This window comes from Vibrio sp. S11_S32, assembly GCF_014694465.1.
Taxonomy (GTDB): Bacteria; Pseudomonadota; Gammaproteobacteria; order Enterobacterales; family Vibrionaceae; genus Vibrio; species Vibrio algicola.
In genome coordinates this window covers 18,505-38,664 of sequence record NZ_JAAUWS010000016.1, presented here as the reverse complement: position 1 = coordinate 38,664, position 20,160 = coordinate 18,505, and the positions used below count along the sequence as shown (strand labels likewise).

The window sequence follows — 20,160 nt, the reverse complement described above, 5'->3', positions numbered from 1 at the left end:
TATTAAATTAAGTTATGGCATTTAGAAAGTACAAGTACCTTGCAAAAATGTAAACAAAATTAGAGCCTAAGTTTTACTAAAATAGGATTTAAGCTATTATGGTGCGCGCTGAAAACATAATAACAGACTCAATCATTAAGTTTGTTTAAATTCGTCTGAGACAGATCAGAAAGAATACATAACAAAAATTACGTCAGCTTAGCGATAGATTCTAACCCAGATTTTATAACGCAAGAAGGCCATCACGAGGAGAGGATGGATCTCCCAACGATCCCCTCTAGAGACCACCGCTTATTTGCTTCAAACTCTCTGTTTGAAATGCATCGCGGTTCGATAAATATATAGGGAAATTTAATGCCTACTCAAAACACAGATAAACAGCCAACTATTATTTATACCATTACTGATGAAGCTCCAGCTTTGGCAACGCATTCATTATTGCCAATTATTCGTGCTTTTACGGCTTCTTCAGGCATTGCGGTTGATACTCGTGATATCTCACTGGCGGGTCGTATTATTGCTAACTTCCCAGAGTACTTAACCGAAGACCAACGTATTGGTGATGCTCTGACGGAATTAGGTTTGCTGGCCAACACGCCAGAAGCCAACATTATTAAATTGCCAAACGTGTCGGCTTCTATTCCGCAATTGCGCGCTGCGATTAAAGAACTGCAAGCGAAAGGTTATGCGCTACCAAATTACCCTGATGAGCCCAAAACAGACGAAGAACGTTTAATTCAAGAAACGTATGGCAAAATCAAAGGCAGTGCGGTTAACCCAGTATTGCGTGAGGGTAACTCTGATCGCCGTGCGCCACTATCGGTTAAGAACTATGCCAAGAAAAACCCACATTCAATGGGAGCTTGGGCATCAGATTCAACCTCACATGTTGCCAGCATGACAGAGCAAGATTTTTACGGCAGCGAAAAGTCAGTCACAATTAATGGCGCAACATCGGTTCGTATTGAACATGTTGATGCGGCCGGCAATGTGGAAGTACTAAAATCAGAATTCCCATTATTGGATAAAGAAATCATTGATGCCGCGGTGTTAAACAAAGCAGCATTGGTCGATTTTTATGAAAAAGAAATTTCGGCGGCTAAAGAGCAGGGCATTTTGCTTTCTCTGCATTTAAAAGCCACCATGATGAAAGTATCGGATCCAGTGATCTTTGGTTATGCGGTCAAAGTGTATTACAAAGATGTTTTCGCTAAATACGGACGCTTATTTGAAGAATTAGGCGTGGATGTCAACAATGGTTTGGGCGATGTTTACAGTAAGATTGAATCTTTACCAGCCGATCAAAAACAAGAAATTGAACAAGCGATCCAAGCGGTTTACGCAACACGCCCTGCGCTTGCCATGGTCGATTCTGATCGCGGCATTACTAACCTACATGTACCAAGTGATGTGATTGTCGATGCATCGATGCCAGCTATGCTGCGTTCATCGGGTAAAATGTGGAATAACGATGGTCAGCTACAAGATACTAAAGCGATGATCCCAGACCGTTCTTACGCTGGTGTTTATCAAGCGGTAATTGACTTTTGTAAACAGCATGGTGCATTCGATCCAACCACTATGGGCAGTGTGCCGAACGTAGGTCTAATGGCGCAAAAAGCCGAAGAATACGGTTCACATGATAAAACCTTTGCAGCCAAACAAGCCGGTACTATTCGTGTCGTTGATAGCAACGGAAAGGCGCTGTTAACACAAGAAGTGCAACAAGGTGATATCTTCCGCATGTGCCAAGTGAAAGATGCACCTATCCTAGATTGGGTGAAACTGGCAGTGACACGGGCGCGTGCATCGGGCGTTCCGGCTATTTTCTGGTTAGATGAAAATCGTGCGCATGATGCAGAGTTGATCAAAAAAGTGAATGCTTATTTGCCAACCTTTGATATCGATGGTCTCGACATTAAGATCCTTGAGCCAGTAGCGGCAACCAACTACTCACTTGAGCGCATTAAAGAAGGTTTAGATACTATCTCGGTGACCGGCAACGTATTACGTGATTATCTCACTGATTTATTCCCAATTCTTGAGCTTGGTACTTCAGCTAAAATGCTGTCGATTGTTCCGCTTATGAATGGTGGTGGTTTATTTGAAACTGGTGCTGGTGGTTCTGCGCCTAAACACGTTCAGCAAGTGGAAAAAGAAAATCACTTACGTTGGGATTCCTTAGGTGAGTTCTTGGCATTAGCGGCTTCATTGGAGCACTTAAGTATTGTTACCGGCAATGCGAAAGCGAAAGTCCTTGCCGATGCGTTAGATAAGGCAACGGGTCAGTTCTTAGATGAGAACAAATCACCGTCGCGTAAAGTGGGCGAGCTTGATAACCGTGGTAGCCATTTCTTCCTTGCCACATTCTGGGCCAAAGCACTGGCAGAGCAATCAGCCGATCCAGAGTTGGCACAACAATTTACTTCGATTGCAACTGAATTAGCTCAAGGCGAAACGACGATTGTGGCAGAGCTGAACAATGCTCAAGGCGCACCGGGGGATTTAGGTGGTTACTACTTTGTTGACGATGTTAAAGTTTCTCAGTTAATGCGAGCATCGAAAACATTGAATGCCATTATTGATAATATCTAATCCGAAAATAGGATTGACCAAGCAAACAAGCAGCTTATAATGAGCTGCTTGTTTTTTGATGAAAAATAAGTTTAGAGGTCTTATTGATGTTTTCAAGATGTGATGATGCCAGTCACAATGATCAAAGCTTTAAATAAACTAACAGGGCTAGGTATGCCTAAAACTTACCGAATTGATTGAAATAATACCATTCTAGTGTTGTCACCTCTAAATTTTAATTACGCAACAAAGCCTACATAGTGACCAAGCTTAGTGACGAGAATCTAAAAGATAATGAGAACCAAAAAAATAAAAGCGACATAATCGCCGCTCAAATCAAAAAGGTATAAAAATTATTTACTTTGGTCTTCGACCGGCATAACTAAGCTTGCATGAGATCCTTTGGGTCCACTTTCGACTTCATAGGATACTTGTTGGCCAGCTTTTAGTGTGCGGTAACCATCCATCTTTATTGTGGAGTAGTGAGCAAAAATATCGCCTTCCTCTCCTTCAGGGCAAATGAATCCAAATCCTTTGGAATTATTAAACCATTTAACTGTTCCTGTAGCCATGCTGTACATCCCTCATGCTTTTTAACGAAGACCTCGGTTAATTTTTTAACCACTCAGCACATAATTTAGACAATCATTGGCAACAGTCAATAGTTTTGAGTGATAAATGCCCTATGAATAGCAAAATAGTCGCGGATAATTTAACTTTTCATTAACTACTTACGTGCGGTGGCATGATCCAGATATAAACCAAATGAATGGTTGCTTGTTTTTTAGTCTAATTAGTTGCGAGATTTTACCAATAGTGATCTTTTATTTGCAGGGATTGGATTGGTGCATTAGTCTCTTAATTAGAAGGGAATTTGATTGGTCTGTTTCAGTAAGATTATCGCAGCAAGGTGGCCGCAAGTTTTTAATGTGAACCTATACCTATAATCAACAAACTTTGGCCCAACCAGCTAAACCAATCATTAAAGTAGTAAATAAGTAGAATTTTATAATGAGTAATCAATACCAATGGTCAGCACCGGGTCTCGACCTTCTAGAACACGAAAAAACGAAAGTTAAACCCCCGGCGATGTATCACGTAATTTTAAACAATGATGATTACACACCGATGGATTTTGTTATCGAAATTTTGAATCGATTTTTCTCCATGGATTTGGAGAGCGCAACTCAAGTGATGTTGAAAGTACATTTTGATGGTAAAGCAATTTGCGGCACATTTACGGCTGAAGTTGCTGAAACGAAAGTCATGCAGGTTTCAATGCATGCCAAACAAAATGATCATCCTTTGTTGTGCACAATGGAACAGGTGTAAACCTGGCTAAGACTTAGCTTAGCTGTTTTGATTAGATTGGGTCTGAAACAAGCTCAGTCTAAACAGGTAGTAAAGTGAGTTGTTCTTTGGGGAGATAGCTATGCTAAATAAAGAATTAGAAACAAGCTTGAACGGGGCATTCGTACGTGCCAGAGAAAAGCGCCATGAGTTTATGACCGTAGAGCATCTTCTATTGGCATTGCTCGATAACCCATCAGCCAATGAAGCTTTATCTGCTTGCCAAGCCGATATTGATATCTTGCGCCAAGAGCTTGATATTTTTATTGATCAAACCACACCGCTGATTGTAGAAGCGGATGAAGAGCGTGAAACTCAACCTACGCTTAGTTTTCAACGCGTGTTACAACGAGCTGTTTTTCATGTGCAATCTTCGGGTCGTAGCGAAGTAGCAGGCGCAAACGTATTGGTCGCGATCTTCAGCGAGCAAGAATCTCACGCCGCTTACTTATTAAAGAAAAATGATATTAGTCGTTTAGATATTGTTAATTTCATCTCTCATGGCATCCGTAAAAATGATGCTGACACGGGTGCGGATTCGCCTCACTCTCTTAATGAAGATCAAGCTCAAGATAATAACTCAGAAGAAAGGTTGGATAGCTTTGCCACTAACCTCAATGAAGTAGCGAAAAAAGGCCAAATAGATCCATTGATCGGTCGTGATCATGAACTTGAAAGAACCATTCAAGTATTGTGTCGCCGTCGTAAAAACAACCCATTACTGGTCGGTGAAGCTGGTGTGGGGAAAACGGCGATTGCGGAAGGGCTCGCTTGGCGTATTATTGAAGGACAAGTGCCAGATGTGATCAAAGATAGTGTGATTTATTCATTGGATATTGGCTCGCTTCTGGCGGGAACAAAATATCGAGGTGATTTTGAAAAACGCTTTAAAGCCATTTTAAAGCAGCTTGAGAAAGAAGAAGACAGTATTCTATTTATTGATGAAATTCATACCATTATCGGTGCTGGCGCTGCATCTGGTGGACAAGTTGATGCCGCGAACTTAATTAAACCATTATTAAGTAATGGTAAGTTGCGCTGTATCGGTTCGACCACGTATCAAGAATTTAATACTATTTTTGAAAAAGAAAGAGCACTAGCACGTCGCTTCCAAAAGATTGATATTTTAGAGCCATCGATTGACGATACCACCAAGATTTTGATTGGTTTGAAATCGAAATATGAAGAACATCATGACGTGCGCTTTAGTAATAAAGCATTGCGTGCTGCGGTTGAACTGTCGGCTAAGTACATTAACGAGCGCCATTTACCAGATAAAGCCATCGATGTAATGGATGAAGCGGGCGCACGTTGTCGTTTAGCGCCAGTTAATAAGCGTAAGAAAACCGTCAATGTCGCGGATATTGAATCTATTGTGGCTAAAATGGCGCGTATTCCAGAAAAATCAGTGTCATCTTCAGATAAAGAGGTATTAGCCAAACTTGATAGCCGCCTCAAAATGTTGGTATTTGGACAAGAGCCTGCCATTGATGTGCTGTGTGAGGCGATTAAGCTCACGAGGGCAGGTTTAGGGCATGAACATCAACCGGTTGGGTCATTCTTGTTTGCGGGGCCTACCGGTGTCGGTAAAACGGAAGTGACCGTGCAGTTGTCTAAGTTACTTGGAGTGGAATTATTGCGCTTTGATATGTCTGAATACGGCGAACGTCATTCAGTCAGTCGTTTAATTGGCGCGCCTCCAGGTTATGTTGGTTATGATCAAGGTGGCCAACTGACTGATGCGGTGATCAAACATCCTCATTCAGTCGTACTGCTAGATGAGATTGAAAAAGCTCACGGTGATGTATTTAACTTGTTATTACAAGTGATGGATAACGGCACCTTAACCGATAACAATGGCCGAAAAGCCGATTTCCGCAATGTTATTTTAGTGATGACAACCAATGCAGGCGTTAAAGAAACTGAGCGTCAATCGATTGGTCTTATTCAACAAGACAGCAGCCATGATGCGATGTCGGAAATCAAAAAACTATTTACGCCAGAGTTTAGAAACCGTTTAGACAACATCATTTGGTTTAATAGCTTGAGTGAAAGCATGATCTATCAAGTGGTTGATAAGTTTATTGTTGAACTGCAAGCGCAATTAGATGTGCGTGGCGTGTCGATGGAGGTATCAGAAGATGCTCGTCATTGGTTAGCGCATTTAGGCTATGACAAAACGATGGGGGCTCGTCCTATGGGGCGCGTGATCCAAGATAAACTGAAAAAACCATTGGCCAATGAACTGTTGTTTGGTTCGCTAGTGGGGGGCGGTACGGTAAAAATTGGCTTGAAAGACGATAAATTAGAATTTATCTATTCAAATCAAGAAGAAGTGGTACATTAAGCACAATATAAGCCTATTTGTAAGGCACTTGCCGTAACAGTGAAGAGGCAAGTAAGGCATAAAAAAAACCGAAGCTCATGGCTTCGGTTTTTTAATTAGGTCAATTCGATAATGTTAAATCATCAAATTATCATCGTAATGGATGATTAACGAGCACGGAAGACGATGCGGCCTTTAGAGAGATCGTAAGGAGTCATCTCTACAGTTACTTTGTCACCCGTAAGAATACGAATGTAGTTTTTGCGCATTTTACCAGAAATGTGAGCAGTCACAACGTGACCATTTTCTAATTCAACACGGAACATAGTGTTTGGTAATGTGTCAAGGACAGTGCCTTGCATCTCAATTACGTCTTCTTTTGCCATTTAATCCTCTTACCGAAACTTGGCTTATTTTTAACTGTTAGAAACGACAGTTTAAATAGGGGGTAATTATCTCAAGCTCATAAAAATAGAGCCTAAGATCAAAGTTGTTGCGTATTCTACCCTTGCCAACGTTGATTTACTAGCTTTTGATGGTGATGAAAGCGAACTTTGTAATTCATCGCTGGACAATCATCCACTTGGTAACCTAAATATAGCCATTGTTTGGCCAATTTTTTGCATTGCTCTAATTGCAATAAAATACACAAGGTTCCTAGTGATAGCGGGTGATCGGGTTGAAAGAAGGTGTAAAAAGCACTCAAGCAGTCATCAAGGTTATCGGTTACTGCTACCGCAATCAATTTGTCGTCTTCATAGACATGTAAAAATTGCGGCTCCATCCAATCAGTGTGCGAAAATTGGTCAAATGTTTCTTTGTTGGCTGGGTACATACTGCCAGTGCTGTGTCGCTGATTGATGTATTGTTCATAAAGATCGAACCACTGTGGATCCAGCTCAGATTGAAATACCCAACGTAACCCCGCCGCTTTATTTCGTATTCGTTTTTGACTTTTAGACAGTTGAATATGATTGACCGATAAGCGAATCGACTGACAGGCGTTACATTCATCGCAATGCGGTTTGTAAATCATATTGCCACTACGACGAAATCCATTGGCGAGAAACAACGCGTAATGCTCTGCGCTGTGGCAATCATCATCAAGTACCACCGCAATACGTTCCTCTTGCTCTGGCAAGTAGCTGCAAGGGTGGTTCTCAGTTAAACCAATTCTTATATTCGTATTTGACATAATAGTTCTTATTCTTTTGCAGCAGTAGGTGCATGTAACGTACGAGGTGAAAGCAAATCGCGCTCGATGGTTTTAGTGGTCAGTTGTTGTAAGGTTTGAATAAACACTGATCGCTCGAAAATATTCACCCCTAAACTGATTAAATGCGCGTTTTCGAGTTGGCAATCAATCAACTTTCCGCCGATAGAATCAAAATAATAACATAGATGCCAAAAGGCAATTTTTGAGGTGTTTGTTTGTAAAGAGAACATCGACTCACCACAAAAGACCTTTCCAATCAGCAGTCCATATAATCCACCGACTAATTGCTCGCCATCCCATACTTCAATTGAATGGCAATGACCCAGCTTGATCAAGTCAATATAAGCTTGTTGCATCTCGGTAGTGATCCAGGTTTCCTCGGCACTGCGAGTGGAAGCACATAACTCAATCACCTCTTTGGTCGCTTTGTTTAAGCTCACTTGATAATAAGATTGTCGCAAGCACTTTTTTAAGCTTTTTGATGGCGTAAATTCACTGGGTTTTAAGATCGCGCGTTTAGATGGGCTCCACCATAAAATAGGGTCATCATGAGAGTACCAAGGAAATATGCCGTTCTGATAAGCAGAAAGTAAGCGGATAGGCGATAGATCGCCACCAAACGCGAGTAGGCCATCGGGATCGGATAATGCCGTTTCAACCGCGGGAAAGGGCGTGTTGGGGTTTTCAAGGTACGGCAAGTGAATAGTCATAAATTCAATTTTTTGTTCGAGTATTAGATTAAGATATTACAGATGTCAGTTCGAGTAAAATACGGTTAACGAAACACCCGCTAGCCTTAACGCATTTTTTTGGTTAATCTGCCTATATCAGTTTCAATGAAGTACTTGTCTCTTCAGTTAATTTTTTAATATCAAGGAATATCGTCACGTATGGAAACCCTAACGCTACAACCCATTGATAAAATATCCGGTGAAGTGAACTTACCCGGTTCAAAAAGCGTGTCAAATCGCGCACTCTTACTTGCTGCGCTGGCAACGGGCAAAACACGTCTCACCAATTTACTCGACAGTGATGATATTCGTCACATGTTGACTGCTCTGTCTGCTTTGGGGGTTCAATACCAGTTATCACATAACAACACGGTATGTGAGATTGAAGGTTTAGGCGGCGTGTTTAATGCGACTCAACCGCTAGAGTTATTTTTAGGTAATGCCGGAACGGCGATGCGTCCATTAGCTGCGGCATTATGTTTAGGCCAAGGTGAGTTTGTACTTACTGGCGAGCCAAGAATGAAAGAGCGCCCAATTGGCCATTTGGTTGATGCTTTGCGTACTGCTGGCGCGGATATTGATTATCTTGAAAATGATAATTATCCACCATTAAAAATTAATGCGACAGGTTTAAAAGCAGGTACAGTACGAATAGACGGTTCAATCTCAAGTCAATTCTTAACCGCATTTTTAATGACTGCGCCACTTGCACAAGGTGAGGTTCGGATTGAAATTGAAGGTGAACTTGTATCGAAACCTTATATCGATATCACTCTCGATATTATGGCCAAATTTGGCGTGCAAGTTGAAAATCAAAACTACCAGTCTTTTGTTATTCCTGCTGGTCAATATTATCAATCACCAGGCGATTTCCTCGTTGAAGGCGACGCTTCCTCGGCCTCTTACTTTTTAGCTGCTGCGGCAGTAAAGGGCGGGGAGATCAAAGTCACCGGTATTGGCAAAAATAGCATCCAAGGGGATATTCAATTTGCGGATGCGCTTGAGAAAATGGGCGCAGAAATAGAGTGGGGCGATGACTATGTACTGTGTCGCCGTAAAGATCTTAATGCGATCGATATGGATTTTAACCATATTCCTGATGCCGCAATGACGATTGCCACCGCAGCATTATTCGCCAAAGGTACCACCGCCATTCGTAACGTCTATAACTGGCGGGTGAAAGAGACCGATCGCTTATCGGCGATGGCAACTGAGTTACGCAAAGTGGGCGCGCAAGTGGAAGAGGGCAATGATTATATTATTATTACACCACCACAAAAGCTGATCCATGCTGCGATTGATACTTATGATGATCACCGCATGGCAATGTGCTTTTCCCTAGTGGCGTTGAGTGATACTGCAGTGACGATTAATGATCCGAAATGTACCTCTAAAACCTTCCCGACTTACTTTGAAAAGTTTGAAGCGTTGAGTCAGCATTAATCCGTTTAATAAATAATAAATTTCAAGGGCTTCTTTTATAGAAGCTCTTTTTGTTTGAGCCGTTTTTATTTTGATGATTTAAGAACAAAAATCGAATTAAACATGAAGTGAGTCCAACTTTTCGCTATAATTTGGCACATTATTGGTATTCTTCTACTCTCTTGGAGATTTTTTATGTCGTCTCAACATCCGGTTATTACCGTCGATGGCCCTAGTGGCGCAGGTAAAGGCACATTGTGCATGCTACTGGCAGACAAGCTTAACTTCCATCTTCTTGATTCCGGAGCAATTTATCGGGTATTAGCATTAGCGGCTATTCATCATGGCATTGATATTGAATCTGAAGATGCACTTGTTCCAATTGCGACCCATCTTGACGTGCAATTTATTGCTGAGGGTGATTTGGTTAAAGTGATCCTAGAAGGTGAAGACGTTTCTAAAGAATTGCGTAAAGAAGAAACCGGTACTGCCGCATCGAAAGTGGCTTCTCTGCCTCGTGTGCGTGAAGCATTATTACGTCGTCAGCGTGCTTTTGATACTAAGCCTGGTTTAGTGGCGGATGGTCGAGACATGGGAACCGTGGTTTTTCCACAAGCGGAAGCAAAAATATTCCTTGATGCTGCGGCAGAAGAAAGAGCGCTAAGACGCCTTAACCAGTTGCAACTTAAAGGGTTAAGTGGTAACTTTGACCAACTTTTATGCGACATTCAGGAGCGTGATGATCGTGACCGCAACAGAGCGGTAGCGCCTTTACGCCCTGCAGATGACGCCTTAGTGATTGATTCTACGTCACTTTCTATTGAGGAAGTAGTAGAGAAATCGCTAGAATATATCAAATCTAAACTCGCTAAGTAGCTTTTAGCTCGGTGGGTCTTGCGTTTAGGATTAGATCTTAAACGCAGATTTCACTTAGGTTAAATACTTGGCGACAAGGACCGTCGGTCGCAAGGATGATGACTGGCTAATTTATCAACCCCATGCGGTAGGATACCCATGGACGTTTAATTATATGAAGATCTTATTATAATGACTGAATCTTTTGCTCAACTCTTTGAAGAGTCGCTAAACGAACTAGAATTCCGCCCAGGTACTATTGTAAAAGGTACTGTTGTTGCTATCGAGAACGGTTTCGTTCTTGTAGACGCAGGCCTTAAATCTGAATCTGCTATTCCAGCTGAACAATTCAAGAGCGCTACTGGCGAACTTGAAGTAGTTGTTGGTGATGAAGTAGATGTAGCGCTTGACGCGGTTGAAGATGGTTTCGGTGAAACTCAACTTTCTCGTGAGAAAGCTAAGCGTCACGAAGCGTGGATCGTTCTTGAGAAAGCTTGTGAAGAAGCTGAAACTGTTGTTGGTATCATCAACGGTAAAGTGAAAGGCGGTTTCACCGTTGAACTTAACGGTATCCGTGCATTCCTTCCTGGTTCTCTTGTTGACGTTCGCCCTATTCGCGATACTGCTCACCTAGAAAACAAAGAGCTAGAGTTCAAAGTAATCAAGCTTGACCAGAAACGTAACAACGTTGTTGTTTCTCGTCGTGCTGTTATCGAATCTGAAAACAGCGTTGAGCGTGACGAACTTCTTGAAACTCTACAAGAAGGTACTGAAGTTAAAGGTATCGTTAAGAACCTTACTGACTACGGTGCATTCGTTGACCTTGGTGGTGTAGATGGCCTACTTCACATTACAGATATGGCTTGGAAGCGTGTTAAGCACCCATCTGAGATCGTAAATGTTGGTGATGAAATCCTAGTTAAAGTTCTTAAGTTTGACCGTGAGCGCACTCGTGTTTCTCTAGGTCTTAAGCAACTTGGCGAAGATCCATGGGTAGCAATCGCTAAGCGTTACCCTGAAGGTCACAAACTAACTGGTCGTGTTACTAACCTAACTGACTACGGCTGCTTCGTAGAAATCGAAGAAGGCGTTGAAGGTCTAGTACACGTTTCAGAAATGGATTGGACTAACAAAAATATCCACCCATCTAAAGTGGTTAATGTTGGCGATGAAGTTGAAGTTATGGTTCTTGATATCGACGAAGAACGTCGTCGTATCTCTCTAGGCCTAAAACAATGTAAAGCTAACCCTTGGCAGACTTTCGCTGAAGCGCAAGCTAAAGGCGACAAAGTAACTGGTAAGATTAAGTCTATCACTGACTTTGGTATCTTCATCGGTCTTGACGGTGGAATCGACGGTCTTGTTCACTTATCTGACATTTCTTGGAATGCTCAAGGTGAAGAAGCGGTTCGTGACTACAAAAAAGGCGACGAGATCTCTGCAGTTGTTCTAGCAGTAGATGCTGATCGTGAGCGTATTTCTCTTGGCGTTAAGCAAATGGAAAACGACCCGTTCAATGCATATGTTGCTGACACCAAAAAAGGTACGCTTGTAAACGGTACTGTTACTGCAGTTGACGCAAAAGGTGCTACAATTGAACTAATTGAAGGTGTTGAAGGTTACATCCGTGCTTCAGAAGCAGCACGTGACCGTATCGAAGACGCATCTCTAGTGTTCAGTGTTGGTGATAGTGTTGAAGCGAAATTTACTGGTGTAGACCGTAAAAACCGCGTAATCAACCTATCTATCAAAGCTAAAGACGAAGCTGAAGAGCAAGAAGCAATGGCTACTCTAAACAAGGTTGATGAATCTTCGTTTGGTAACGCTATGGCTGACGCATTCAAGGCTGCTAAAGGCGAATAATACTGCCTATAGAAGGGAGCCGCTATGGCTCCCTTTTTTTTGATAAAGTTAGAGTAGAATGAGGGAATCACCTATGACTAAGTCTGAATTAATTGAAAGGCTCTGTGCACAACAGACACACCTATCAGCTAAAGAAATAGAAGATGCTGTAAAGGATATCCTTGAGCATATGGCTAATAAACTAGAAGCAGGTGATCGTATAGAAATCCGTGGTTTCGGAAGTTTTTCTCTGCATTATCGTGAACCACGTGTTGGACGTAATCCTAAATCGGGCGAAAAAGTGGAACTGGAAGGTAAATACGTTCCTCACTTTAAGCCAGGTAAAGAGCTTCGCGAGCGTGTGAACAGCAGTATTTAAATCATTGCAAGATGAAAAAAAGCGGCATACCTTTATTGGTTGCCGCTTTTTGTTTTTTAACTCGAAGTTTAATCGAGGAATATTGTTGATATATTGACCATAGTTGAATGTTGTAAATGATAGTTATCACATAAGAAATTCGCCAAGTTATGACCGGTATTAACCTTTCGAATAATATTTTGTGCTTTCTACGATTGGTATTGGAGTGTCACCGGAATTTGCTGCATAATTAGAAGTATTGTATGGACGCTGATGAGTGCTAATAATGAAAGTTATAAAAATAATAATAGCGATTGCCTTATTTCTTATCGCCCTTGCTTTAGGGGCTCAAAATCAAGAGATGGTAAAATTTAACTATTTGATTGCTCAAAATGAATTTCATTTATCTACCTTACTGGGTGGTGTCTTCATTGTCGCTTTTGGCCTTGCTTGGTTGATCTTTGGTAGCTTATATTTAAAATCCAAATTAACCATTGCACGTTTACGAAAGCAATTAGCGAAAAGCAAAAAATCAGTGTCTTCTTCTTCATCACTACCTGATATTAAAGGTTAGGTTTATTCGTTAATGCTAGAGCTACTGTTTCTACTATTACCTATTGCAGCCGCTTATGGCTGGTATATGGGTCATCGTAGTGCTCGACATGATAAGCAAGAACAATCCCATCAGATCTCTCGACAATACGTCAAGGGTCTTAACTTGCTGCTGTCTGAACAATCTGACAAAGCGGTTGATCAGTTTATTGAACTGCTTCAGATCGATGATGAAACCATAGATACCCATCTCGCGTTGGGCAATCTATTTCGTCGTCGTGGCGAAGTTGACCGCGCTATCCGTATTCATGAGAATTTGATTTCTCGAGAAGGCTTAACCATAGATCAAAAAAATATCGCACTACAACAATTAGCCAAAGACTATATGGTTTCAGGTTTTTTTGACCGAGCTGAAAAAATATTTGAACAATTAGTTGAAGAACCTGAGCATAAAGAACAAGCATTGCTGCAACTGGTTACGATTTATCAGCAAACTCGTGAGTGGAGCAAAGCGATTCAATATGGTGATGCTTTAGTTGCCATGGGCAGAAAAAGAATTCGTCGTGATTTGGCGCATTTTTGGTGTGAACTTGCGATGCATGAAGTCAGTTTAACCAATACCTCAAAAGCTATTTTGTATTTTAAACGCGCACTCACCGAAGATCCAAAATGTGTGCGAGCTAATATTGCGCTAGGTAATATCTATTTAGAATCAGAAAGTTACAGTGAAACAATCCAATGTTTAGAGAAGGTTCTTGAACAAGATATTGATTTTACTTCAGAAGTACTACCAACACTATCCGACTGCTATCATCAAATTGGCAATGATGCCGGTATGCTGGAATTTTTACGCAAATCGATTGGGTTAAAAGCGGGGGTATCCTCCGAGTTAATGTTGGCTCAAATGGTGGCTCAGCATGAAGGTATAGCTTCGGCTCAGACATTATTAACGAAACAACTGATCAAAAACCCAACCATGAAAGGCTTCTATCGCCTAATTGATTATCATATTGCAGAGGCGGAAGAAGGTCGAGCAAAGGACAGCCTCACCACATTACAAGAGATGGTAGGGGGGCAAATGAAGGCAAAACCTCATTATCAATGTCGTAAATGTGGCTTTGCGACTCATGCGCTTTATTGGCATTGTCCTTCGTGTAAAGGCTGGGGACTTATCAAGCCTATTCGTGGGTTAGATGGTGAGTAAAATTAAGCGATAATAACCAATATAATATAATCGCTAAACCATTGGTCGTTAGTGGATGACATTTCCATTTAGCGGCCAATTGTTTATCTATTATTCGATATATAAAGTTAGGAGTGACAATGTTAGATCCAAAAGTGATAGTAGCCTTAGACTATGAGAATCAAGCTGATGCGTTAAGCTTTGTTGATAATATTGATCCTAACAGCTGCCGTTTAAAAGTTGGCAAAGAAATGTTCACTTTATTTGGCCCGGAATTTGTACGTCAACTGCACCAACGTGGATTTTCTGTTTTCCTAGACTTGAAATTTCATGATATCCCAAATACTTGCTCAAAAGCAGTTCGCGCGGCAGCAGAACTGGGCGTCTGGATGACCAATGTGCACGCCAGTGGCGGTGAGCGTATGATGACCGCATCACGCGAAATTCTAGAACCGTATGGAAAAGATCGCCCACTACTGATCGCGGTGACGGTACTCACGAGTATGGAGCAATCTGATCTGGCCGGTATTGGTCTAGATGTCGAACCACAAACTCAAGTACAGCGTTTAGCGATGCTAACCAAAAATAGTGGTTTAGATGGAGTTGTGTGTTCAGCTCACGAATCAAGCCTGCTAAAACAAGCGTTAGGGAACGAGTTTAAGTTAATCACACCAGGCATTCGTCCTGCTGGCAGTGCGGCAGGGGATCAACGTCGAATTATGACTCCGTCGGATGCGATGCAAGCCGGTTCCGATTACCTAGTGATAGGGCGCCCGATCACGCAAGCGAGTAATCCAAACCAAGTGCTGATTGATATTAATGCCACGCTGGCTTAATTAACTGTAGTGGAGAAAGTAATAGGTGGTGTTGAATGAAAGCACCACCTACGTTTACTTTTAGTTAGTTAGTTAGTGAACCAGTAAGGCTATAAATCATTATTTCTTTCACTGGGAATATCACTTAAATATTCTACGAATTCCACCTCAAACCCCGCAGGATCGATGAAATAAACATTACAACGAAATGGATTATCGGCGCCTGGTTTGGCAATAGAGTAGCCAGCTTGTTGCAGGCGCTCAATCGTAGCACTCAGGTTATTGGTCACATAAGCAAAGTGGGCCAAGCCGGTTTGATGACCACTTAAGTCTCTATTTTCTCCTACACCATTATCACTGAGTGCAATATAGTAATCGTCATCCCCAAAGTGCAACCAATGTCTTGGCTTGCCATTCCAATCGCTATCTCCTTCACTGCGAATACTCCAATGCGGAAATGCAGCTTGATAAAAATTGAGCATGGCAGGAACATCACTGACCACCAGATTGATGTGTTCTAAATACATTGCTTTCATCCTTGTCATTGTTATTTTCACACACTTTGATTATCTTTAATTGAGCGGAGCTGTGTTATACTTTGTGCTCAAGTGAAGAGGTAAATCATGACAAAACCACTACTATTCCATAAATCATATCAACATCCAACCAGTACTGAGTGGGTGGTATTTGTGCATGGTGCAGGTGGCAGTTCTGCGATTTGGTTTAAGCAACTTAAAGCTTACCGTGAACACTTTAATATCCTACTAATTGATTTGCGTGGTCATGGCCGCTCAAATAAAATCATTAAAGATATTATAACCAAAAGTTACTCCTTTAAAGATGTAACCCTCGATGTTATTCAAGTCATCGATCATATGAAAATTGCATCGGCGCACTTTGTTGCAATTTCACTTGGCACTATTATTGTGCGTAATTTAGCAGAGTTACAGCCTGAACGAGTAAGAAGTATGGTATTAGGTGGGGCAATCACCCGTTTAAATACCCGTTCTCAAGTGTTAGTTAAGCTCGGCGATATGTGCAAACATGTCTTGCCTTATATGTGGTTATACAGCTTGTTTGCCTATGTCATCATGCCTCAATCGAGTCAAAAAGAATCACGTCATTTATTCATTAATGAAGCCAAAAAACTGTGCCAAAAAGAATTTAAACGTTGGTTTAAGCTGTCTGCGGATGTGAACCCTATGATGCGCTACTTTCGTGAACGAGAATTAGCGATCCCAACCCTTTATTTGATGGGGGATATGGATTACATGTTTATTCGCCCAGTGAAAGAGATGGTTAAAAAACATAAGTTAAGCCAATTATGCGAGCTGCCAAATTGTGGTCATGTTTGTAATATAGAAAAACCGCAAGAATTCAATTTTCATTCCATCGCTTTCATTCATCAACATAGCAACGCCATCAACACAGCAACGTGACAGCTTAAAAATTCGTTTGTTGTGGGTTTACGCAGAGTAGATTATTCGACTCTTTGAGCTTCACAATTCCAGCATAAAGAAAATTGTGCTTCTACCATCTCGCCACAGGTATCGCATTGCCAATCAGGCGCATATTCAACCGGTTGCGTTTCGTAATCGGAGATGATCGTTCTTGCTTGTGACTCATCTTGTTGATGCAATAACCAAATGTAAGGGTCGGTTTCATTGCTAAATGGGATTTCACCTTTAAGACTAAATAAATCTTCCGCGTATACCTTCGCTTCAATTCCTTGGCTTTGCAATAAACCACATACGATATGCGCCTCAATTGGGTTACTGGCACTGTAGATTTTCATTCTGATCCCTTATTACGTGATTGAGCGTGCAGGTTAAGAGTGTGAAACCCTGACCAAATTCGATTTGCAGTGGTGATAAAGCACAGCGAGGCAAAAATATAGGCAAATATTGCGAAGTGCTGCGGCCATAAACAACAAATAATAAATAATGCGATTGTCTCGCTGCCTTCGGTGATCCCTGCGATATAATACAAAGACTTATTTGGGTAAATAGGGTTATCAATCCCCAATTTTGCCGCCACTGATGCAAAGGCTAAAAAACTGCTTCCTGTACCGACAAACGAAACTAATAGTATTGCACCCGCAATGGCATTTTGGTGTGGCTCGGCCAGAATAAACCCTAATGGCATTAGCGCATAAAACATAAAATCTAAGCTGATATCTAAAAATCCGCCAGCTTCGGTGATCTTGCTTTGTCTGGCGATCGCCCCATCTAATCCATCAGCAATGCGATTAATAATAATGAGGAGCAACGCTAAAGTGTAATGCTGAGACCAGAGTGCAGGCAGTGCCAATAGACCAATTAAAAAGCCCACGACAGTAACTTGGTTGGCGCTAATATTGCGCTTGATGAGAAGGTTAGCCCCTACAGTTAAAGGCTTTTTAATGTAAGGAATAATATGTTTATCGAACATGCATTTTGCTCTTGGTTAAATGGTCGTCGTTTTTGATTAATGTATTGGCTAAGTTACCAGCGTTATTACTTAATTGCCCCCATTCCAAGATAGATCCTGAAGGCGGTGCATCATTGCGATCATGACTTACCATCAAGGTTGGAATTTGATGCTCAGATAATTGGGCAAAGACCCATTGTCGAAAACTGCTACGAGAGTGTTGATCTAACTGACTAAAAGGTTCATCGAGTAAAGCGACTTTTGGTTTGGCTTGCAACATACGCAATAAACTAATGCGGGCCCTTTGCCCTCCCGATATTCGTGTTGGCATCGAATAAGCCAGTGGTTGTAATTCAACCTCTTGAAGGCAAGCTAATGCAAGGGATTTTCGTTGCTGTTTCTTGATGTTGTCCGGTAGGGCGATGGCGATATTTTCCCAAACATTTAAGTGCGGAAAGAGTAAATCATCCTGGAATAACAACCCGACTTGTCTTAGGTGCGGCGCTAATAAATGAATGTCATCACCATCAATACTCATATTCCCTTTGAGAGTAAAATCGGCGGCTAAATGTCCAGCTATGGCACTGAGTAGAGTCGATTTTCCGCAGCCGCTTGGTCCCATGATAGTGATAATTTCACCGGCTGGAATACTAAGATTTACCCCACGGCATAAATACTCACCGTTGTGAGCTTGGATATCGAGGTCTTGTAATACTAAACTCATTTCAGCAGCCTTTTGTGAGTATTTGGATGCAAGCCTGATGATTGTTTTGTTTGATGTGTCGATGTCATCGAGGCTGTTTTTGGGCGGACTCTTGATGTTGCAGTCCAAGCATGGAAGCTCAACTTGCTTAAATATCGCCGATACTTATTGGCACTCAGAGCAATAACAAAAAAGATCAAAGGTAATAAAGCTTGCCACAGGGCATATAAAGCCATAATGCGGCGATCATGGCCACTGGATAATGCAACCGCTTCGGTGGTTAAAGTGCTTATCCGTCCCGCGCCTAACATTTGAGTTGGCAAGTATTGAGCTAAGCTGACACTGATGCCAACCGCCCATGCAAACACAATAGCATTAAATAAGATCGGCATTTTTACTTTTAACCATGCTCGCCATGGAGACAAGCCTAAACTTTGCGCCGTTTGAGTAAGCCTGATTGGAAAGCTTTTCCACGGGCCATCAAGCGCCATATAAATATAAGGGAAAGCAAAAAAGCAATGGGCCCATAATACCCAGAGATAATAAGGCGAACTTTCAAACCACAAGGTGGCCACTTGAATACCAAATAATAACGAAAGTTGCGGGATCAACATCGGCAGTGCAATAAGATACATTGGAAGTGCCAAACGATATTTCTGACGATATTCATGCGCGATAATCGCTAAAATTAACGCGGCTAAACTGCTGAGTAAGGCAATATAAACACTGGTGAGTAAAGTTTGCTGAATATACGGCCACTCGCTGAACCAAAAACGCCCGCTCCAATGTGAGGGCAATAGGTCGGGAAACGACCAACGCAAAGCAAAGGTCCAAATTAAGATCATTGGAATAACGGCAATACTGACTGATGCAATGATAGGAAAGGTCAGATTGGCAATGCGCCAACGCCGTTTACTGGTCGAGTCTGTGCGTCGTCCACGGATTAACCATTGTCGTTGATAGCTTAAAAAATAAACTTCAAGCGCCCATAAAAAGGCAATTAATGCACTGCATAGCAGAAAGAGGATCGCCGCGCCTGCCGCCGCCCTAGGGAGTAAAGCCAGATCGGGTTGGTTAAACCATTGCCAAACCAACACCGCAAAAGTAGGAGGGTTAGTCGGGCCGACTATCCAACTGACATCGACTACTGAGGCAGAATAAGCGATCACAGTAAATAATGGAAAGCGTATGTGTTTCCACCATTGTGGCAAGATAAAACGCCACCACGCTTGTGTATTTGAGTACTGCAAACTGTGCGCAACTTGTAGTGTTTGTTTTACTTTTAGATTATTTAAAATAGGGATGCTCATTAGCAATAGAAAAGGGGTTTCTTTGATAGCTAATGCGATAGAAAGACCGATAGCATATTGATCCGGTACAGAAATCCAAGTGGATCCCGAGTGAGTGTCAAGCAGTGATTCAATCAGCCTTGCCAGCCATCCAGTATCGGAAAATAAAAATAAAAAACCGATGGCAAACGCAACATGTGGCAACGCTAATAGAGGGGCGAGTGTTTTTTCTATTCGTTGCCATGCTTTAGTTTGCCAGTAGCTTTGCAAAATACTAAAACAAGCGATAGCGGCAATAAAGGTACTCAATAATGCGCTCCACACCGAAAGCATAAGTGATTGCCATACTCCCGGCCAATCAAAAACTTGTATAAAAGCTAAGAGATTAACATGATGGCTTCCCAATACCGGAATGTAGTTAAATGCAGGTAGCACCATGCCGACCACCCCAGGCAGTAATGGAAAAATAGCAATCATTAACACCAACACATAACCGACTCTAAGCATACGACTCCAATGAGTGTGGGATTGTTTT

20 protein-coding genes are annotated in these 20,160 nt (G+C 41.8%); 11 read left to right on the top strand and 9 right to left on the bottom strand.

The genetic code is table 11. The annotated features are described in order from the left end of the window. Positions 1–354: 354 nt before the first annotated feature. Positions 355–2,595, top strand: a complete 2,241-nt coding sequence (locus HC723_RS09850; RefSeq protein WP_190338945.1) for an NADP-dependent isocitrate dehydrogenase — start codon at positions 355–357, stop codon at positions 2,593–2,595. Between the two features lie 332 nt (positions 2,596–2,927). Here HC723_RS09850 and cspD read toward each other — a convergent pair whose 3' ends face one another. Then, positions 2,928–3,146, bottom strand: a complete 219-nt coding sequence (cspD, locus tag HC723_RS09845) for a cold shock domain-containing protein CspD (RefSeq protein ID WP_190338944.1) — start codon at positions 3,144–3,146, stop codon at positions 2,928–2,930. Between the two features lie 439 nt (positions 3,147–3,585). Between cspD and clpS the strand changes: the two genes are divergently transcribed. Both clpS and clpA read left to right on the top strand, forming a co-directional pair. Continuing rightward, positions 3,586–3,906 carry an ATP-dependent Clp protease adapter ClpS gene (gene clpS / locus HC723_RS09840; RefSeq protein WP_190338943.1) on the top strand — a complete coding sequence of 107 codons (321 nt, stop codon included), beginning with the start codon at positions 3,586–3,588 and terminating at the stop codon, positions 3,904–3,906. 100 nt (positions 3,907–4,006) lie between these two features. Further along, a complete protein-coding gene (gene clpA / locus HC723_RS09835) occupies positions 4,007–6,271 on the top strand; it encodes an ATP-dependent Clp protease ATP-binding subunit ClpA (protein WP_190338942.1) in 2,265 nt (754 codons plus the stop codon). A 146-nt stretch (positions 6,272–6,417) separates the two neighbouring features. Here the strand turns inward: clpA and infA are convergent, their stop codons facing one another. From infA to aat, 3 genes are all read right to left on the bottom strand, one after another. Beyond that, positions 6,418–6,636: a translation initiation factor IF-1 gene (gene infA, locus HC723_RS09830; protein ID WP_001040192.1), complete on the bottom strand. Its 219-nt coding sequence runs from the start codon at positions 6,634–6,636 to the stop codon at positions 6,418–6,420. 116 nt (positions 6,637–6,752) lie between these two features. Then, entirely contained in the window at positions 6,753–7,445 is a 693-nt protein-coding gene (locus HC723_RS09825) for an arginyltransferase (RefSeq protein WP_190338941.1), read from the bottom strand. Between the two features lie 8 nt (positions 7,446–7,453). Further along, positions 7,454–8,176 carry a leucyl/phenylalanyl-tRNA--protein transferase gene (gene aat, locus HC723_RS09820; protein ID WP_190338940.1) on the bottom strand — a complete coding sequence of 241 codons (723 nt, stop codon included), beginning with the start codon at positions 8,174–8,176 and terminating at the stop codon, positions 7,454–7,456. A 180-nt stretch (positions 8,177–8,356) separates the two neighbouring features. Between aat and aroA the strand changes: the two genes are divergently transcribed. The 7 genes from aroA (at position 8,357) to pyrF (ending at position 15,245) form a co-directional block, all read left to right on the top strand. Next, complete coding sequence (aroA, locus tag HC723_RS09815) at positions 8,357–9,640, top strand: 3-phosphoshikimate 1-carboxyvinyltransferase (protein ID WP_190338939.1); 1,284 nt, start codon at positions 8,357–8,359, stop codon at positions 9,638–9,640. A gap of 174 nt (positions 9,641–9,814) precedes the next feature. Further along, complete coding sequence (cmk, locus tag HC723_RS09810; RefSeq protein ID WP_190338938.1) at positions 9,815–10,495, top strand: (d)CMP kinase; 681 nt, start codon at positions 9,815–9,817, stop codon at positions 10,493–10,495. A 171-nt stretch (positions 10,496–10,666) separates the two neighbouring features. Beyond that, the gene (gene rpsA, locus HC723_RS09805) at positions 10,667–12,337 is read left to right on the top strand and encodes a 30S ribosomal protein S1 (protein ID WP_153446954.1); all 1,671 of its coding nucleotides are present in this window, start codon (positions 10,667–10,669) and stop codon (positions 12,335–12,337) included. Between the two features lie 73 nt (positions 12,338–12,410). Next, a complete protein-coding gene (ihfB, locus tag HC723_RS09800) occupies positions 12,411–12,695 on the top strand; it encodes an integration host factor subunit beta (RefSeq protein ID WP_153446955.1) in 285 nt (94 codons plus the stop codon). Between the two features lie 265 nt (positions 12,696–12,960). After that, entirely contained in the window at positions 12,961–13,248 is a 288-nt protein-coding gene (locus HC723_RS09795) for a LapA family protein (RefSeq protein ID WP_190338937.1), read from the top strand. 12 nt (positions 13,249–13,260) lie between these two features. Next, positions 13,261–14,430, top strand: coding sequence for a lipopolysaccharide assembly protein LapB (gene lapB / locus HC723_RS09790; RefSeq protein ID WP_190338936.1), 1,170 nt, complete (start codon positions 13,261–13,263; stop codon positions 14,428–14,430). A gap of 119 nt (positions 14,431–14,549) precedes the next feature. Next, positions 14,550–15,245 carry an orotidine-5'-phosphate decarboxylase gene (gene pyrF, locus HC723_RS09785; protein WP_190338935.1) on the top strand — a complete coding sequence of 232 codons (696 nt, stop codon included), beginning with the start codon at positions 14,550–14,552 and terminating at the stop codon, positions 15,243–15,245. Between the two features lie 89 nt (positions 15,246–15,334). On the opposite strand, the gene HC723_RS09780 is transcribed toward pyrF, so the two are convergent. Next, positions 15,335–15,751: a VOC family protein gene (locus HC723_RS09780; protein ID WP_153446959.1), complete on the bottom strand. Its 417-nt coding sequence runs from the start codon at positions 15,749–15,751 to the stop codon at positions 15,335–15,337. A gap of 96 nt (positions 15,752–15,847) precedes the next feature. Between HC723_RS09780 and HC723_RS09775 the strand changes: the two genes are divergently transcribed. Further along, complete coding sequence (locus HC723_RS09775; RefSeq protein ID WP_153446960.1) at positions 15,848–16,663, top strand: alpha/beta fold hydrolase; 816 nt, start codon at positions 15,848–15,850, stop codon at positions 16,661–16,663. A 41-nt stretch (positions 16,664–16,704) separates the two neighbouring features. On the opposite strand, the gene HC723_RS09770 is transcribed toward HC723_RS09775, so the two are convergent. The 4 genes from HC723_RS09770 to HC723_RS09755 are packed head-to-tail and all read right to left on the bottom strand — an operon-like array spanning position 16,705 to position 20,132. Next, entirely contained in the window at positions 16,705–17,019 is a 315-nt protein-coding gene (locus HC723_RS09770; protein WP_190338934.1) for a putative signal transducing protein, read from the bottom strand. Next, entirely contained in the window at positions 17,016–17,654 is a 639-nt protein-coding gene (locus HC723_RS09765; protein ID WP_190338933.1) for a CDP-alcohol phosphatidyltransferase family protein, read from the bottom strand. Before HC723_RS09765 ends, HC723_RS09770 begins: the two co-directional genes overlap by 4 nt. Further along, positions 17,644–18,357: an ATP-binding cassette domain-containing protein gene (locus tag HC723_RS09760; RefSeq protein WP_190338932.1), complete on the bottom strand. Its 714-nt coding sequence runs from the start codon at positions 18,355–18,357 to the stop codon at positions 17,644–17,646. Before HC723_RS09760 ends, HC723_RS09765 begins: the two co-directional genes overlap by 11 nt. After that, a complete protein-coding gene (locus HC723_RS09755) occupies positions 18,354–20,132 on the bottom strand; it encodes an ABC transporter permease (protein WP_238925447.1) in 1,779 nt (592 codons plus the stop codon). The genes HC723_RS09760 and HC723_RS09755 overlap by 4 nt, the downstream gene beginning before the upstream one ends. Positions 20,133–20,160 lie beyond the last annotated feature (28 nt).

What these genes read in the sequence shown, in the direction of transcription:
- HC723_RS09850 (WP_190338945.1), top strand. Translation starts at nt 355, where the DNA reads ATGCCTACTCAAAACACAGATAAACAGCCAACTATTATTTATACCATT.
- cspD (WP_190338944.1), bottom strand. Translation starts at nt 3,146, where the DNA reads ATGGCTACAGGAACAGTTAAATGGTTTAATAATTCCAAAGGATTTGGA.
- clpS (WP_190338943.1), top strand. Translation starts at nt 3,586, where the DNA reads ATGAGTAATCAATACCAATGGTCAGCACCGGGTCTCGACCTTCTAGAA.
- clpA (WP_190338942.1), top strand. Translation starts at nt 4,007, where the DNA reads ATGCTAAATAAAGAATTAGAAACAAGCTTGAACGGGGCATTCGTACGT.
- infA (WP_001040192.1), bottom strand. Translation starts at nt 6,636, where the DNA reads ATGGCAAAAGAAGACGTAATTGAGATGCAAGGCACTGTCCTTGACACA.
- HC723_RS09825 (WP_190338941.1), bottom strand. Translation starts at nt 7,445, where the DNA reads ATGTCAAATACGAATATAAGAATTGGTTTAACTGAGAACCACCCTTGC.
- aat (WP_190338940.1), bottom strand. Translation starts at nt 8,176, where the DNA reads ATGACTATTCACTTGCCGTACCTTGAAAACCCCAACACGCCCTTTCCC.
- aroA (WP_190338939.1), top strand. Translation starts at nt 8,357, where the DNA reads ATGGAAACCCTAACGCTACAACCCATTGATAAAATATCCGGTGAAGTG.
- cmk (WP_190338938.1), top strand. Translation starts at nt 9,815, where the DNA reads ATGTCGTCTCAACATCCGGTTATTACCGTCGATGGCCCTAGTGGCGCA.
- rpsA (WP_153446954.1), top strand. Translation starts at nt 10,667, where the DNA reads ATGACTGAATCTTTTGCTCAACTCTTTGAAGAGTCGCTAAACGAACTA.
- ihfB (WP_153446955.1), top strand. Translation starts at nt 12,411, where the DNA reads ATGACTAAGTCTGAATTAATTGAAAGGCTCTGTGCACAACAGACACAC.
- HC723_RS09795 (WP_190338937.1), top strand. Translation starts at nt 12,961, where the DNA reads ATGAAAGTTATAAAAATAATAATAGCGATTGCCTTATTTCTTATCGCC.
- lapB (WP_190338936.1), top strand. Translation starts at nt 13,261, where the DNA reads ATGCTAGAGCTACTGTTTCTACTATTACCTATTGCAGCCGCTTATGGC.
- pyrF (WP_190338935.1), top strand. Translation starts at nt 14,550, where the DNA reads ATGTTAGATCCAAAAGTGATAGTAGCCTTAGACTATGAGAATCAAGCT.
- HC723_RS09780 (WP_153446959.1), bottom strand. Translation starts at nt 15,751, where the DNA reads ATGTATTTAGAACACATCAATCTGGTGGTCAGTGATGTTCCTGCCATG.
- HC723_RS09775 (WP_153446960.1), top strand. Translation starts at nt 15,848, where the DNA reads ATGACAAAACCACTACTATTCCATAAATCATATCAACATCCAACCAGT.
- HC723_RS09770 (WP_190338934.1), bottom strand. Translation starts at nt 17,019, where the DNA reads ATGAAAATCTACAGTGCCAGTAACCCAATTGAGGCGCATATCGTATGT.
- HC723_RS09765 (WP_190338933.1), bottom strand. Translation starts at nt 17,654, where the DNA reads ATGTTCGATAAACATATTATTCCTTACATTAAAAAGCCTTTAACTGTA.
- HC723_RS09760 (WP_190338932.1), bottom strand. Translation starts at nt 18,357, where the DNA reads ATGAGTTTAGTATTACAAGACCTCGATATCCAAGCTCACAACGGTGAG.
- HC723_RS09755 (WP_238925447.1), bottom strand. Translation starts at nt 20,132, where the DNA reads ATGCTTAGAGTCGGTTATGTGTTGGTGTTAATGATTGCTATTTTTCCA.